This window comes from Microbacterium sp. 5K110 (assembly GCF_005774735.1).
Classification (GTDB): Bacteria; Actinomycetota; Actinomycetes; order Actinomycetales; family Microbacteriaceae; genus Microbacterium.
Genome location: NZ_VBUM01000039.1, coordinates 17,714 through 31,296, shown reverse-complemented (window position 1 = coordinate 31,296; position 13,583 = coordinate 17,714). Strand labels below are relative to the sequence as shown.

At 68.4% G+C, this 13,583-nt stretch carries 14 protein-coding genes; 4 read left to right on the top strand and 10 right to left on the bottom strand.

The annotated features are described in order from the left end of the window. The 10 genes from FE256_RS10410 to FE256_RS10365 all read right to left on the bottom strand — a co-directional run. On the bottom strand, positions 1-1,195 hold a 1,195-nt coding region (locus tag FE256_RS10410; RefSeq protein WP_138175308.1), incomplete at its 3' end, for an MFS transporter. Beyond that, entirely contained in the window at positions 1,192-2,343 is a 1,152-nt protein-coding gene (locus FE256_RS10405; RefSeq protein ID WP_067119688.1) for an FAD-dependent oxidoreductase, read from the bottom strand. The genes FE256_RS10410 and FE256_RS10405, both read right to left, overlap by 4 nt. 55 nt (positions 2,344-2,398) lie before the next feature. Beyond that, positions 2,399-2,695, bottom strand: coding sequence for a metal-sensitive transcriptional regulator (locus tag FE256_RS10400; RefSeq protein ID WP_067119691.1), 297 nt, complete (start codon positions 2,693-2,695; stop codon positions 2,399-2,401). A gap of 55 nt (positions 2,696-2,750) precedes the next feature. After that, entirely contained in the window at positions 2,751-2,993 is a 243-nt protein-coding gene (locus FE256_RS10395; protein WP_067119694.1) for a YHS domain-containing protein, read from the bottom strand. A gap of 49 nt (positions 2,994-3,042) precedes the next feature. Continuing rightward, positions 3,043-5,316 carry a heavy metal translocating P-type ATPase gene (locus tag FE256_RS10390; protein WP_067119698.1) on the bottom strand — a complete coding sequence of 758 codons (2,274 nt, stop codon included), beginning with the start codon at positions 5,314-5,316 and terminating at the stop codon, positions 3,043-3,045. A gap of 35 nt (positions 5,317-5,351) precedes the next feature. Beyond that, positions 5,352-6,314, bottom strand: coding sequence for a DUF8832 domain-containing protein (locus FE256_RS10385; protein WP_067119702.1), 963 nt, complete (start codon positions 6,312-6,314; stop codon positions 5,352-5,354). Beyond that, a complete protein-coding gene (locus FE256_RS10380; protein ID WP_067119704.1) occupies positions 6,314-6,523 on the bottom strand; it encodes a heavy-metal-associated domain-containing protein in 210 nt (69 codons plus the stop codon). Before FE256_RS10380 ends, FE256_RS10385 begins: the two co-directional genes overlap by 1 nt. A gap of 499 nt (positions 6,524-7,022) precedes the next feature. Continuing rightward, positions 7,023-7,739 carry a class II aldolase/adducin family protein gene (locus tag FE256_RS10375; protein ID WP_062633823.1) on the bottom strand — a complete coding sequence of 239 codons (717 nt, stop codon included), beginning with the start codon at positions 7,737-7,739 and terminating at the stop codon, positions 7,023-7,025. A 95-nt stretch (positions 7,740-7,834) separates the two neighbouring features. Further along, positions 7,835-9,040 carry a thiamine pyrophosphate-dependent enzyme gene (locus FE256_RS10370; protein ID WP_062633824.1) on the bottom strand — a complete coding sequence of 402 codons (1,206 nt, stop codon included), beginning with the start codon at positions 9,038-9,040 and terminating at the stop codon, positions 7,835-7,837. A 273-nt stretch (positions 9,041-9,313) separates the two neighbouring features. Further along, entirely contained in the window at positions 9,314-10,768 is a 1,455-nt protein-coding gene (locus tag FE256_RS10365) for an aldehyde dehydrogenase family protein (protein ID WP_062633835.1), read from the bottom strand. Positions 10,769-11,033: 265 nt separating this feature from the next. Here FE256_RS10365 and FE256_RS10360 point away from each other — a divergent pair, with 265 nt between their 5' ends. Genes FE256_RS10360 through FE256_RS10345 form a run of 4 tightly spaced genes read left to right on the top strand, consistent with a single transcriptional unit; the run spans position 11,034 to position 13,579 of the window. Further along, positions 11,034-12,476, top strand: coding sequence for a Rieske 2Fe-2S domain-containing protein (locus FE256_RS10360; protein ID WP_228164524.1), 1,443 nt, complete (start codon positions 11,034-11,036; stop codon positions 12,474-12,476). Beyond that, a complete protein-coding gene (locus tag FE256_RS10355) occupies positions 12,473-13,063 on the top strand; it encodes a 3-phenylpropionate/cinnamic acid dioxygenase subunit beta (RefSeq protein ID WP_062633826.1) in 591 nt (196 codons plus the stop codon). The genes FE256_RS10360 and FE256_RS10355 overlap by 4 nt, the downstream gene beginning before the upstream one ends. Then, on the top strand, positions 13,060-13,404 hold the full coding sequence (locus FE256_RS10350; RefSeq protein WP_085603657.1) for a hypothetical protein: 345 nt from the start codon (positions 13,060-13,062) through the stop codon (positions 13,402-13,404). The genes FE256_RS10355 and FE256_RS10350 overlap by 4 nt, the downstream gene beginning before the upstream one ends. Continuing rightward, positions 13,385-13,579, top strand: coding sequence for a ferredoxin (locus tag FE256_RS10345; RefSeq protein ID WP_062633830.1), 195 nt, complete (start codon positions 13,385-13,387; stop codon positions 13,577-13,579). Before FE256_RS10350 ends, FE256_RS10345 begins: the two co-directional genes overlap by 20 nt. Positions 13,580-13,583 lie beyond the last annotated feature (4 nt).

The following is a 13,583-nucleotide window of genomic DNA, read 5'->3' as shown; positions in this document are numbered from 1 at the left end:
CCGTGGGGGTGCGCAGGTGGGTGAGGGTGGCGGTGATGCTGAGCAGCACCACCACTCCCCCCAACACGGCCGCGGCTCCAGGGAGGGTGAGAGCGGGGACGAGGAAGCCGGCCAGCACGACGGGGACGGACATCGCGAGGTAGGAGATCGTGTAGATCACGGCCATAACGGTGGCGCGCTGCCCGGGGTCGACGTGCGGCAGCAGGGTGCGCATCGCGCCCATGAAGGCAGTCCCGAACCCGGCACCCACGACCGCGACACTGGCGAGGTACCCGGGCAGAGTTGGCACGGCCAGCGCGGCGAGGCTGAGCACGGTGCCTGCGCCGAGAGACACGGCCCCGAACACGCTGATCCGCCGGGCGGTGGCCCCCTGCAGTGCGGTGGCGGCGACCACCCCGGCCGCGGCGAGGATGATGATGGACCCGGCCTGGTGCAGGTAGGTGTCGGCGTGGAACCGGGTGGCGATGATCCCCGGTCCCAGGGCGAGGAACAGACCGTTGGTGACCCACCCGGCGATGATGGCGGGGGCGACCGAGACGATGATCCGCCGCCGCGTCGCCGCCGAGACCCGCCGGGCCCGTGGGTCCGGTCCCGCGTCCCCGGGAAGGACGGGTGGGGTGGGAATGGTCCAGGCGGTGGCGGCGAGGAGAGGGAACACCGCGGCGAGGAGCAGAAAGATGGTGCCCGCGTCGATGCCGGGTAGGTCCAGCAGTCCAGCGGCGGTGAGCGCCCCGAGCCCGAGACCGGCCATGGGGGCCACGGTGTTGGCCAGCGCGGCCGCCCCCAGCCAGCGGGAGGGTTCGTGGTCGACCATCATGGCGTTCAGAACCGGGACCAGCAGTCCCGCCGCCAGGCCTTGCAGGGCGCGGGCGGCGAGCAGCAGCAGGAAGGAATCGGCGGCCCAGAACATCAGCAGGCTCACCGACAGGGCCACCGATCCGACGGTGAGGATGCCGCGACGCCCGACCCGGTCAGAAAGCGACCCGAGCGTCAGCAGTGCGAGCAGCAGCGGGATGGCGTAGATCGCGAAGATAAGAGTGGTGGCCACCGGGGGCAGCTGGAGCTGCTCGGTGAGTTGCGGGTAGAACGGGGAAGGCGCCGACGCGGCCGCCATTAGCACGACGGTGCCGGTCACGGCGAGACAGAACCCGCCGCGGGCACGAGTGGCCGGGGTCACAGGGGTGGCGGCGGTCATGCGGCGCTCTCGTGCAGGTGCTGGGCGGTTTCGTGGACGGTGGCGACCGCGTCGACACCGCTCACCCCCACCAGAGCACCGTTGAGCGTGTGCGTGACGAGGGTGCCGGGTCCTGGGCCCTGTCCTTCGGTGGCGGGCGTCATGGTGTACCCGATGCCGGTGATGGCGGTGCCGTGGATCAGTGACGTGTAGGAGCTACGAGGACGGTAGGGTCCCGGGTCGGCGGCGCCGGTGCGGTCGTGGAGCACCGCGGCGGCGGCGTGCTGTCCTTGCGCGGCCGCGTCGGCCCAGTGATCCAGGCGCCAGATCCCGAGGTGGTCGTCGCGGTGTATGGCGGTGCTGCCGGCCGCGTACACGTGCGGGGCAGTGCTCCGCAGCCGGTCATCGACAGGCACCCCGGAAGAGAACGGTCCCGGTGCGGTGGGGGCGTTGCCGAGGGCGGTGATGAGCAGGTCGGCGGAGAGCGTGGTGGTGTCATCCAGGGTGATCCCCAGCAGCGGGCTCCTGTCACGGACGGCGGTGATCGTGCGGCCCAGGAATGTGGTGATTTTGCCGCGATGGATGCCGGTGATGTGGGCGGCGATCTGCGCGCCGAAGGAGGCCCGCCCGGGGATGCGGGAGCGGCTGATGAGGGCGACGTGATGTCCGGCGGCGTGGAGTGCGGACGCGGTCTCCGCGCCGGTGAATCCGCCGCCGTAGATCGCGACCCGGGACGGCCCGGCGGTGCGGGTGAGGTGTTCTCGGATCTGTTGGGCGTCCTGGATGCTGTGCAGGGTGACGACCTGGTGCCGTGCAGCGGGAGTGTGCCGCCCGGGCAGGCCCGGGGTGAGGGTGTCCGGGCGGCTGCCGGTGGCGATGATGACCGCGTCGTAGCGCAACTGTGCGCCGGAGGCGAGGTGCACGATGCGGCTGATCGGGTCGAGGTGGGTGGCGGTGTCTGCCAGCACGGTGACGGGCGGGAGCGGCGCGTGGATGGTCTCGGGCAAGGTGGGACCGAACGCGACGCCGGTGATGTGCATCCGGATGTACGGGGTCTCGTGGGTTCTGCCGACCAGGGTGACGTGGATGTCCTCGTGGCGGGCGAGGGCTGTTGCGGCGGCGACGCCGGCTGCTCCTGCCCCGAGGATGAGGACATGGTGGGTGGGCATGAGGTGCAGTTCGCTTCCGGGGTACGGGGGTCGCGGCGCTGCGAGGAGGGCAGGGTCAGGACCGGATCAGCTGGGTGATCGCGGTCGAGGCGGCATCAAGGACGGTGTCGTCGGTGAGGGTGCCGGTGGCGTGCGCGTGGCGCAGGTAGTCCGTCAGCAGGGCGAGACCGACACCCTGGAGCGCGCGTTGGGTGGCGGAGATCTGGGTGAGGGTATCGATGCAGGGGCGTTCCTGCTCGATCATCCCGGTGAGCCCGCGAATCTGCCCTTCCAGACGGCGCAGCCGGTTCCGGTAGGTGCGGGGGTCGGTGATGTAGCCCGGTTCGCGGGCGGCCGCGATGGTGGAGGTCATGAAGGGTCCGGTCTCCCGGTGCCCGCACGGGGTGTGTGGGCACCGGGAGTGAGGCTCAGGCCATGGCGGCGGCGTAGCGGGCCGGGTCCGCGTCGAACGCGGGACCGCAGCCGGCGCAGCAGAAGTAGTACCGCTCGCCCTCGTAGTCGCGGAACAGGCCGGCCGCCACGGCGGTGGCCTTGTTGACCGGGGTGCCCTCCATCACGGGGCAGGTGGTCATGTCGGCGCCACCGGCGGCGTCGAGGAGGTTCTCACGGCCGCCGGGGGCGGGGGCGCTGGTGCTGCAACAGCTGGACATGGGTGGTGTTCCTTCCGATGTGGGTGGTAGGTGCTGCCGGGTTGCCCGGTCAGCGGGCGATGCTCTTGAATCCGCGCAGACGCAGGCTGTTGCCCACGACGAACACGCTGGACAGTGCCATGGCGGCACCGGCGAGCATCGGGTTGAGGAGACCGAGGGCTGCGACCGGGATCGCGGCCGTGTTGTAGGCGAAGGCCCAGAACAGGTTGGTCTTGATAGTGCCGAGGGTCTTGCGGGACAGCCGGATCGCGTCAGCGGCGCTGCGCAGGTCGCCGCGGACCAGGGTGATGTCCGAGGCCTCGATCGCGACGTCGGTGCCGGTTCCCATCGCCAAGCCGAGGTCGGCCTGCGCGAGCGCGGGGGCGTCGTTGACACCGTCTCCGACCATCGCGACGACCTTTCCCTCGCCTTGGAGGCGGGTGACGACATCGACCTTGTCCTTCGGGAGGACTTCGGCGATGACCTGGTCGATACCGACCTCGGCGGCGATCTGGCGGGCGACCGCCTCGTTGTCGCCGGTGAGCAGCACCGGAGTCAGGCCGAGTGCCTTGAGCTGGGCGATGGCCTCCTTGCTGGTCGGCTTGACGGTGTCGGCGACGATGAGGATGCCGCGAGCGGCACCATCCCATCCGACGGCGACGACGGTCTTGCCTTCGCTTTCGGCCTGCGCCTTCGCGGCGGCAACCTCGGCGCTCAGGCGCAGCGACCACTCGGCCAGCAGCGATTCCCGGCCGACGATGAGTGCGTGTCCGTCGACGACACCCTGCACGCCCTTGCCTTCCAGGTTCGTGAACCCTTCCACGGTGGGGAGGGTGCCGGTCTGCTGGGTGGCGCCCTTCGCGATCGCCTGCGCGATGGGGTGCTCGGAGGCGTCTTCGAGTGCACCGGCGAGGCGGAGTAGCTCGTCCGCATCGGTGCCCGGCTCGGTGACGACGTTGACCAGGGTCATCTTGCCGGTGGTGACGGTGCCGGTCTTATCGAGCACGACGGTGTCGACCTTGCGGGTGGATTCCAGCACTTCCGGGCCCTTGATCAGGATGCCCATCTGCGCGCCGCGGCCGGTGCCGACCAGCAGCGCGGTCGGCGTGGCAAGACCCAGGGCGCACGGGCACGCGATGACCAGCACGGCGACGGCGGCGGTGAACGCGGCAGCGACAGGGAACCCGGCACCCAACCATGCCCCCATCGCGACGACGGCGATGAGGATCGCAATCGGGACGAACACGCCGGAGATCTTGTCGGCCAGGCGCTGCACCTCAGCCTTTCCGGTCTGGGCGTCCTCGACGAGCTTGGCCATCTGCGCCAGCTGCGTGTCCGAGCCGACCCGAGTGGCGCGAACTACCAAGCGTCCGCCGGCGTTCACCGTGGCTCCGGTGACGGGGTCGCCTTCGGCGACCTCGACCGGGACGGATTCGCCGGTGAGCATGGAGGCGTCCACGGCGGACGTGCCGGAAACCACGACACCGTCGGTGGCGATCTTCTCGCCCGGGCGGACGATGAACTCGTCCCCCGCCTGCAGGTCCTCGACCGGGATCTTCGTCTCCACCCCGTCGCGCAGCACGGATACTTCCTTCGCGCCGAGCTCGAGCAGCGCGCGCAGCGCGGCGCCGGCCTGACGCTTGGACCGCTTCTCGAAGTAGCGGCCGGCGAGGATGAACATCGTCACCCCGGCGGCGACTTCGAGGTAGATGTTCGCGGCTCCTTCCGAGGGGGCGAGGGTGAGCTCGAACGGGTGCGTCATCCCGGGGGTGCCGGCGGTGCCGAAGAACAGCGCGTACAGCGACCACAGGAACGCGGCGGTCGTGCCCATCGAGATGAGCGTGTCCATCGTCGCGGTGCCGTGCTTGAGGTTCGCCCACGCCGCCTTGTGGAACGGGAACGCCGCCCACACGATGACCGGCGCCGCCAGCGCCAACGACGCCCACTGCCAGTAGGTGAACTGCAGGGCGGGGACCATCGCCATCGCGATGACCGGGACGCTCAGGACGATGGAGACGATGAGCCGATTGCGGAGGCTGGTCAGCTCCGGGTCGGCATCGTCCGCGTCCCCGCCCTCGGCGGTGTCGTTCTTGGCCTTCTTCGGGGCCGGAAGCGCCGCGCTGTAGCCGGTCTTCTCGACCTCGGCGATCAGCAGGGCCGGGTCGTATCCGGCGGGGATGGTGACCTTCGCCTTCTCGGTGGCGTAGTTGACCGTGGCGGCGACGCCGTCGAGCTTGTTCAGCTTTTTCTCGATCCGCATCGCGCAGGAGGCGCAGGTCATCCCGCCGATCTGGAGTTCGACGGCGGAGTCCGCGGTCTGTTCTGCGGGGGCTGTGGTGCTCATGGTGTTCCTTCTTCTCTCAGATCACCGCGGGGCGGTCAGTGACCGTCGCCCGTGTCGCTGTGTGTGTCGTCCGTGTCCGTGTCGCCGGTGCCGTGCCCGGCGTCCACGACGAACTCGGCGGTGTGGACCTGCCCGTCGACCTGGAAGTCGAGGTAGAGCAGGTACCGGCCGGTGGTAGGCGCCTCGGCCGCGAATCGGATGTCGGGTCCGGCGGTGTCGCCGTCCTGCGGGTCGTCGCCTTCGGCGTGCACGTGCAGGTAGGCCAGGTCCCCATCGCGCAGCGCGACGAGGTGCCCGAAGGCCCCAAGGTACGGCTGCAGGGTGGTGACTGGCTGCCCGTCACGGGTGACCGACAAGGTTAGCTCGGAGCTCTCCCCCGCGGTCAGGTCCCCATCGAGGGTGACCGTGTACCCGTCGACCTCGCTTGTCGTCGACGTGGCGGTCGCCGGGTTCGGGGTGAACGCGCCCGCGACGTCGACCGTGCGGGTCAGGGTGACCTTGTCGGGGCCGTCGGCGACGTCCGGCACGAAGTCGGCATAGATCCGGTAGCTGCCGGCTTCGGTCCACTCCCAGGAGGTCGTCCAGGTGCCGGTGGCCTCGTCGAGCGTGGGGTGCACGTGCCGGAACTGGGTTCCATCGGTGCGCACCACGATCAGGTGCAGGTCCTTCTCATGCGAGGACTCGTACGCGGTCAGCGCAGTCCCGTCAGCGTCGAGGATCTGGAAGCTCAACTCGCCTGACTCGCCCGTTCCGGTGGGCGCGGCGATCGGGCTGAGTTCGTATCCGTAACCGGAGAGGGAGACGCCGGGGATGGTGGCGGTCTCGGCGGTGTCCTCGCCGGTCATGCCGGCGTGATCGGCCATCGAGCTGTCGTCAGCCGCGGCCGTCCAGTTGGCGACGGCGCTGTCCGGGACGACAGCTGCCGCGATGCCGAACGCCCCGCCGAAAGCCACGACGACGCCGGCGCCATACAGGCTGAGTCGTCCCGCAGCGTTCATCAGGCGCGCACCGCGGAGTAACCAGCCTCGTCGACCGCGGCCAGCACGGCGGCGTCATCCAGAGCACTGGTGGAAGACACGACGAGCTTGCCGGTCTGGGCGCTCACCTGGATCTCGTCCACGCCGGGGATCTGGGAGACCTCTTCACGGATGGACATCTCGCAGTGTCCGCACGTCATGCCGGTGACCTGGTACTCGCTGGTGGCCATGATGGTTTCCTTCCGTCGGTGATGCGCCAGAATCGGCGACACCCACCCTAACACCCCTACCCCCCTAGGGTATTCCGGAGTACTGAGGAAATCGTGGTGTCCATGCTCAGATTTGTTTGTGGCATCGCGTGAGACCTACCGCCTCGAACCGGCCGCCTGTGCGTGAATTACGTCTCCCGCCCAGCAGCTATCCCCTTGCTGCAGGAGAGATCACCCGAACCACCCGACCGAAATGTCCATATGGACACCACGTGGACACTTCATCTGCGAAATGGACATTTTAGAAAAATCCCTACACCCCGGCCCGTCAAATGTCCGACCCCCCCTACTACTGTTGTGTGTGTCAGATACACAACATGGCGCGAGCCGTTAGGCGCGGGCGGCGTGTGCCGGCATGCCGGACCGCCCCACCAGGGGCGAACGGCCGGCTTCGCCGACGCGATGACGCGCCGGCCGCGAGCGGGCGGATTTGCTCAGCGCGCCTGGAGGAGGCGCGCTTTCAGACGCTCTCCCCGCGCCTGGCGTTGGCTCTCCAGATCTCCCAGGCCCTCGTGAGCTGCCCGTTGTTGGATTCCGCGGCCGCGGCGCCCTCTTCTGCGGTGAGGGCGGTGTAGCCGCCGAGCTGACCGGCCGTCACCTGTGCTCGGGCGTTGAGGTCCGCGTAGACCGCGCGGGCGACCGCCTGCGGGATCGAGTCGCCCACGGCGACGAATCCGTGTCCTCGCATGAGTGCGACCGCCGCGCCCCCGAGGGTCGCAGCAAGGTCCGCGCCGAGCGAACCGCTGCGGATCAGCAGGTCGCTGGAGGACCCGACGCTGTCACGGATCTCGAAGACCGGGACCGCTTCGCCGAGGAAGCCCGCCATGTGCCACACCGCCTGCAGAGGCGTCCTGGAGATGCTGAAGGGCACCATCGACGCGGAGTGGCTGTGGACAACGGCCTGGACATCGGCGCGTGCCCGGTAGATCTCGCCGTGGATGAATCGTTCGAGATAGCTCGGTCTGTCGTCCGCGGTCGTCCCGTCCAATCCGATCACCTGAATGTCGTCGGGCGTGACGAGGCCGGGGGCCAGGTTTCTGGAGATGAGGAACCTGCTCGGGTCGTCGGGGTCACGGACGCTCACGTGGCCGAAAGCATCGAGGATGCCGTGGCGGACGAGAATGCGATTCGCATCGACGAGATCCTCTCGAACCCCTAGTCGATCACCAGTTGACATCCTTCATCGCTCCCTACTGCAGACGTACGTGTCGCTGTCAGCCCGAACACGCGGCTCACTCACCGTATACGGCGCTGTCACTCCTGCTCGACATCTCACGCGAACGCCTGCCCGAAGACCCGGACATCGCCCATCGCAGACGCGACCTGGATCAGCGTCGGCCCATCCTCGGCGAACGCGGCGGCGAACGCGCTCTCGAGCTCCTCCGGGTTGGACGCCCGCCAAGACTTCAGTCCCAGGCTTCGGGCGTACGATGCGTGGTCGATCGGGGGCCGGAAGGTCCAGCGCATCGCATCCTCTGCGCCGGGCTCTCCGAGCGAGCTGCCCATCGCTCCCGTCACGGTCGCGACGTCCCGCCAGCCCCCGTTGTCGAGGACGAGGTAGACGACCGGAACGTCGTACGCGGCAGCGGTGTGGATCGCTGTGGAGTTGAACATGAACCCGCCATCGCCGAGGACGGCGATCACTCGACGATCGGGACGAGCCATCTGGATGCCGACCGCCGCCGGCGCGCCCCAACCCTGAGCACTCGCCTTCCCCGAGAGGCCGAAATACGTCCACGGTGCGCCATAGTCGACGAGTGTGTCGATGAAGCCCTCCGCGGATCCGCACTGGTTGACGACGATCGTCTCGGAGCCGCCGAGGCGATGGATGAGGTCCGCGATGTGGGCCGCCGATACCGCGCCATCAGCCTCGCCGAGCAGGCGCGACCGCAAGGCTTCGCGGCCCGCTTCCCAGCGCTCTCTGAGCCCTCGCACCCGCCCGCCCGAGCTCACGGGTACCGCTCCGCCTTCAGCGAGGCGATCGGCGACCGCATCGAGCAGGCGCCCGGGGTGGCTGAGGATGCCGACCTGACCTGCGTACTGCCGGCGCAGAGCGAGCGGGTCCACGGTGACCTGCACCACGAGGCTGTCACCGAAATCCGGCAGGGGCATCGCCAGCCCCTCGGTGAGCTCGGCGCCGAGGAGGACGACGACGTCTGCGCCCTCCAGTGCAGGGCTCGATGCGGTCAGCTTGCCGACGTACCTCGGATTGGTGTTCGGGAAGGCGAGGTCGGCGCCCTTGATCTCCCCGAGCACGGACGCGTCCACCAGGTCGGAGAGCCTTTCCAGCGCGGCAATCGCACCGTACCGCGCGACCTCTGTCCCCACCACGATGACCGGACTGGCCGCCGTCCTGAGAATCTGGGCGAGACGCTCTACCGCATCCGGATCGAGCGCCTCATGCAGATACTCGGTCACCGGTCCCGGGGTGAACTCGATCTCCTCTTCCAGAAAGTCCATCGGAATGCCGAGGTGCACCGGACCGTAGGGAGGGGTGGAAGCGATCTGGAACGCTCGCTCGAGGAACTCCGGAAGCCGCTCCGCCCGGGGGATCTCAGCCGACCACTTCGTGTACTGCTGTGTCGCCTCTGTGATGGCCCGGGGAACGTTTTCGGCGCCCAGGCATCCCTGCAGGCGGCCTTCGCCTCGACGGGGTTTGCCCGAGGCTGACGGGAACAGCGCCTCCCAGCACCGCCGGCATGGATCGCGCCGCGCTTGCTGCGACGACGTACAGCGCGCAGCGCTGCCCCCCTACGAGAGCAGAACGGTCACGGTCTTCGTCTCGGTGTACGAGATCAGTTCGTCGAGGGACTCCTCGCGGCCGATCCCCGAAGCCTTCACCCCTCCGAACGGCAGTCCCCAGAAGTGCCGGCTGCCACTGTTGACGAGGATGTAGCCGGCCTCGATCTGCCGGGCGACGACGTGGGCGCGCGTGACGTCGCGCGTCCAGATGCTCGAGGTGAGCCCGTACTGGACGCCGTTGGCGATCCGTACGGCCTCCTCGTCGGCGTCGAAGGTGGTGACGGAGAGGACGGGGCCGAAGATCTCGTTCTGCTCGACGAACGACCCGGGGCTGACACCGGTGAGCAGCGTCGGCTCGACGAACCACCCCTCATCGAGGCCGGCGGGACGGCCGCCGCCCGTCGCCACGGTGGCACCCGCCTTCCTGCCTTCGGCGATGGCGCTGATGGACTTCTGGAACTGTGCCTCCGACACGAGCGGGCCCATGTCCACGGACGGGTCCAGCGGGTCTCCCACCCGGATCGCGGCCATGCGCTCGGCGACCCGGCCGATCACTTCGTCGGCCACCGAGGAGTGCACGAGCAGGCGGCTCGTCGAGCCGCAGCTCTGTCCGGCGACCCACGTGAAGTTCATACCCGCGACGGCACCGGCCGCAGCCGCCTCCAAATCGGCGTCGGCGAAGACGATCTGAGCGTTCTTTCCGCCCAGTTCGAGCGACACGTGCTTGACTCCGGTCTCGGCTGCATCCCGCTGGATCGATTGCCCCGTCGCGGTGGACCCGATGAAACCGATCCGGCGGACCTCGGGATGACGCACCAGCGCGCGTCCGGTCACCGCGCCGCGACCGCTGACGGTGATCAACAGATTGTCCGGGAGGATCCCGACCGCGAGCTCGGCCAGGCGCAACGAAGACAGCGGCGTCTGGTCCGGGGCCTTGAGGACCACGGCGTTGCCGGCGACGAGGGGCGCGGCGACCTTCGCCGCCGCGAAGAAGAAGGGATGGTTGAACGCACCGATACGCGCGACCACTCCGTAGGGCACCTGCATGGTGTAGTGGAGGTTCGTGCTCACCGGAATCGTCCGGCCACCGAGGTCGAGCGCCATGTCGGCGAAGATCTCCATGAGTTCCGCCGCCGCGTCCACATCGCCCCTCATCATCGAGAGGGTGAACCCGCCGTCCAGTGCGTCGAGAGTGGCGAGCTCCTCACGGTGCTCTCGGATCGTCGCAGCGAGTTGCCGGATCACGGCGGCCCGGGCTCGGGGCGGCATCGCGCCCCAGGCCGGCTGCGCAGCCTGCGCCGCCGCCACCGCGCGCCCGACCTCCTCCTCGGAGAGGTCGGGGGCGGAGGTCAGGGGACGCCCGGTCGTGGGGTTCTCGACCTCGTAGCGCGCGGCACTGGCCCACGGCTTGCCATCGAGAGTGACGGTCCATTCCCGGTCTGCGACATCGGTCGACGGGCTCATCATTGACTCCTCGTTTCCAGCAGAAGCGGTTTCTGTGTTCCAGAGGAGCATGCCCACCCTCTGGGACGGGAGGATGGTCCTCGCAGCCGCGACGCATCGCCTCCTCCTCCGAGCGCGGCCGCGAAGGCCTTCCTCGGGCCCACTTGACGTAAGGCGCGCGTGTGTGGCAGAATCAATTTCTGCACATCAGAAACTATGCCTCGGCCCGCTTCGACGTGCGACGTCGGAGCGGTGTCGAAGCATTACACTACGGATAGGCGCGACGATGAGCACTTCCAGCATGACGATCTACGACGAGATCCGTCGCGGAATGATACCGGCGTACATCTACAACGACGCGGAGATCTTCGCGCGCGAACGAAAGAACCTTTTCAGCCGCGCCTGGCTGTTCGTGGGCCACGAGTCCGAGATTCCTCAGGCCGGCGACTACGTCGTCCGGCGAATACTCGACGACTCGTTCATCATCGTCCGCGACGAGAAGGGTGAGATCCGCGCCCACTTCAACATGTGCCTGCATCGCGGCATGCAGGTCTGCCGGGCCGAGATGGGGAACGCCTCGCACTTCCGCTGCCCGTACCACGGGTGGTCCTACCGCAACGACGGACGCATCGTCGGACTCCCCTTCCACGAGGAGGCCTACGGCGGCGAGGCCGGGTTCAGCCGAAAGGGCGCACGGCTCCTGCCGGCGCCGAACCTCGGTATGTACAACGGCCTGATCTTCATCAGCATGGACCCGGATGCGCCGAGCCTCGAGGACTACATCGGCGACTTCAAGTTCTATCTCGACTACTACACCCGGCAGAGCCCCAGCGGCATCGAGCTCCGGGGCCCGCAGCGGTGGCGCGTCAAGGCGAACTGGAAGATCGGCGCCGAGAACTTCGCCGGCGACATGTACCACACGCCCCAGACGCACACCTCGGTCGTCGAGATCGGGCTGTTCCGCGAGCCGAAGGCCGAGAAGCGCAAGGACGGCAACACATACTGGGCCGGCAACGGAGGCGGCACGACCTACAAGCTCCCGCCGGGCACGCTCGAGGAGCGGCTGCGGTACGTCGGCTACCCGGACGAGATGGTCGAGCGGATGAAGGCGACCTGGTCTCAGGAGCAGCTCGATGTCATCGGCCGCGACGGGTTCATGATCTCCGCGGCCTCGCTCTTCCCGAACATGTCCTTCGTCCACAACTGGCCCAAGGTCGAGGAGGGTTCGGACGAGGACGTGCTCCCGTTCATCTCCATCCGGACGTGGCTTCCGATCAGCGAGGACGAGACCGAGGTGTACTCCTGGTTCGCGGTCGACGCTGAGGCTCCGGAGGAGTTCAAGGCACTGTCGTACAAGGCCTACCTGATGTGCTTCGGGTCGACGGGCATGTTCGAGCAGGACGACGTGGAGAACTGGGTCTCGCTCACGAACACGGCGAAGGGATCAATGGCGCGGCGCCTGCTCCTGAACAGCCGCATGGGCATCCTCAAGGATGGATCGCCGGTCGTCGAGCCGCTCGGCCCCGACCAGTTCGCCGGCCCCGGCGTCGCGCACGTGGGCTACGGCGAGTACAACCAGCGCCATCTGCTCCACCGCTGGGCGGACTACCTGGAGTCGGAGTACGAGGGCGTCGACTTCCGTGCCCTGTCGATCGGCGGCGAGCCGCCACTGGATGTCGAGCCCCGACCTGCGGGCATCACGAACAATGGTCAGAAGGTGGTCCGATGATCGAGGAGACCGGCAAGGCAGTTTCCGAAGTCTCCCGGCTTCGCAAGTCGTCAACCCTCGCCGACCGGGTGGGCTCGTCCCTGCCCTTCACGAGCGAGCTGCACGCCACGATCCATCGCTGGCTCGTCGAAGAGGCCTACACTCTCGACCAGCAGCGGTATGAGAGCTGGCTGGACATGCTGACGGAAGACATCCACTACGTCATGCCCGTCCGCGTGACCACCGCACTCGGCACGCCCTTCAGCACGTCCCCCGGGATGGCGCACTGGGACGAGAACAAGTACTCGCTCAGCCGGCGCGTCGCACGGTTCCTTACCGAGCATGCCTGGACCGAGGACCCTCCGTCCCGGCTGCGTCACTTCGTGACCAACGTGCGGGTGTTCGAGACCGACGTGCCCGGCGAGGTGCTCGCCGACTCCGCGATGCTGCTGTTCCGCAGCCGAGGAGACGTGAACGAGCCGTCGATCATCTCCGCCCACCGGGAGGATGTGTTCCGTGACGTCGGAGGCGAGTACAAGCTCGCGCGCCGCGTCATCCTCGTCGACGAGTCGGTGCTGCGCACCCAGAACCTGGCGATCTTCCTGTGACCCTGGAGTGGGAAGGCGCCGACGTCGATCGGGCCGCCGCGATCGCCGCCGCCGAGGAGCGCGCACGTTTGGTCGCGCGCACCGTCGGCGAGCCGCTCACGATCGCCAACGAGTTCTCTGAGATCACGGTGAGCCGGGTCGAGACCCGCAACGGGACGCGTCTGCTCATCGACTCTCCGAAATCCGGACAATGGATCGCACTCGACCCGCTCGAGCTGGAGGCGCTCACCTGGCAGACCGTCCAGACGTTCTCAGCGATGATCGGGTCGCCGTACGCGCCCGTGTTCCCCGACCCCGACCCATCATCAACGAGGAATGACCATGGCCACGGTGAAGGCTGACCTCTCCCTCTGCCAGGGCTACGCGAACTGCGTCGTGGCCGCGGGAGACTACTTCGACATCGACGACGACGGCAAGGTCGTGCTCTTGCAGCTCGAGGTGCCGGACGCGGAGCGCACTCGCGTCGAGGAAGCCGCCCGAAGCTGCCCGGTCTCGGCGCTGTCTGTCGAGGGTTGAGCCG

What these genes read in the sequence shown, in the direction of transcription:
- FE256_RS10405 (WP_067119688.1), bottom strand. Translation starts at nt 2,343, where the DNA reads ATGCCCACCCACCATGTCCTCATCCTCGGGGCAGGAGCAGCCGGCGTC.
- FE256_RS10385 (WP_067119702.1), bottom strand. Translation starts at nt 6,314, where the DNA reads ATGAACGCTGCGGGACGACTCAGCCTGTATGGCGCCGGCGTCGTCGTG.
- FE256_RS10380 (WP_067119704.1), bottom strand. Translation starts at nt 6,523, where the DNA reads ATGGCCACCAGCGAGTACCAGGTCACCGGCATGACGTGCGGACACTGC.
- FE256_RS10395 (WP_067119694.1), bottom strand. Translation starts at nt 2,993, where the DNA reads ATGTCCAGCTGTTGCAGCACCAGCGCCCCCGCCCCCGGCGGCCGTGAG.
- FE256_RS10390 (WP_067119698.1), bottom strand. Translation starts at nt 5,316, where the DNA reads ATGAGCACCACAGCCCCCGCAGAACAGACCGCGGACTCCGCCGTCGAA.
- FE256_RS10365 (WP_062633835.1), bottom strand. Translation starts at nt 10,768, where the DNA reads ATGAGCCCGTCGACCGATGTCGCAGACCGGGAATGGACCGTCACTCTC.
- FE256_RS10400 (WP_067119691.1), bottom strand. Translation starts at nt 2,695, where the DNA reads ATGACCTCCACCATCGCGGCCGCCCGCGAACCGGGCTACATCACCGAC.
- FE256_RS10345 (WP_062633830.1), top strand. Translation starts at nt 13,385, where the DNA reads ATGGCCACGGTGAAGGCTGACCTCTCCCTCTGCCAGGGCTACGCGAAC.
- FE256_RS10355 (WP_062633826.1), top strand. Translation starts at nt 12,473, where the DNA reads ATGATCGAGGAGACCGGCAAGGCAGTTTCCGAAGTCTCCCGGCTTCGC.
- FE256_RS10375 (WP_062633823.1), bottom strand. Translation starts at nt 7,739, where the DNA reads ATGTCAACTGGTGATCGACTAGGGGTTCGAGAGGATCTCGTCGATGCG.
- FE256_RS10360 (WP_228164524.1), top strand. Translation starts at nt 11,034, where the DNA reads ATGAGCACTTCCAGCATGACGATCTACGACGAGATCCGTCGCGGAATG.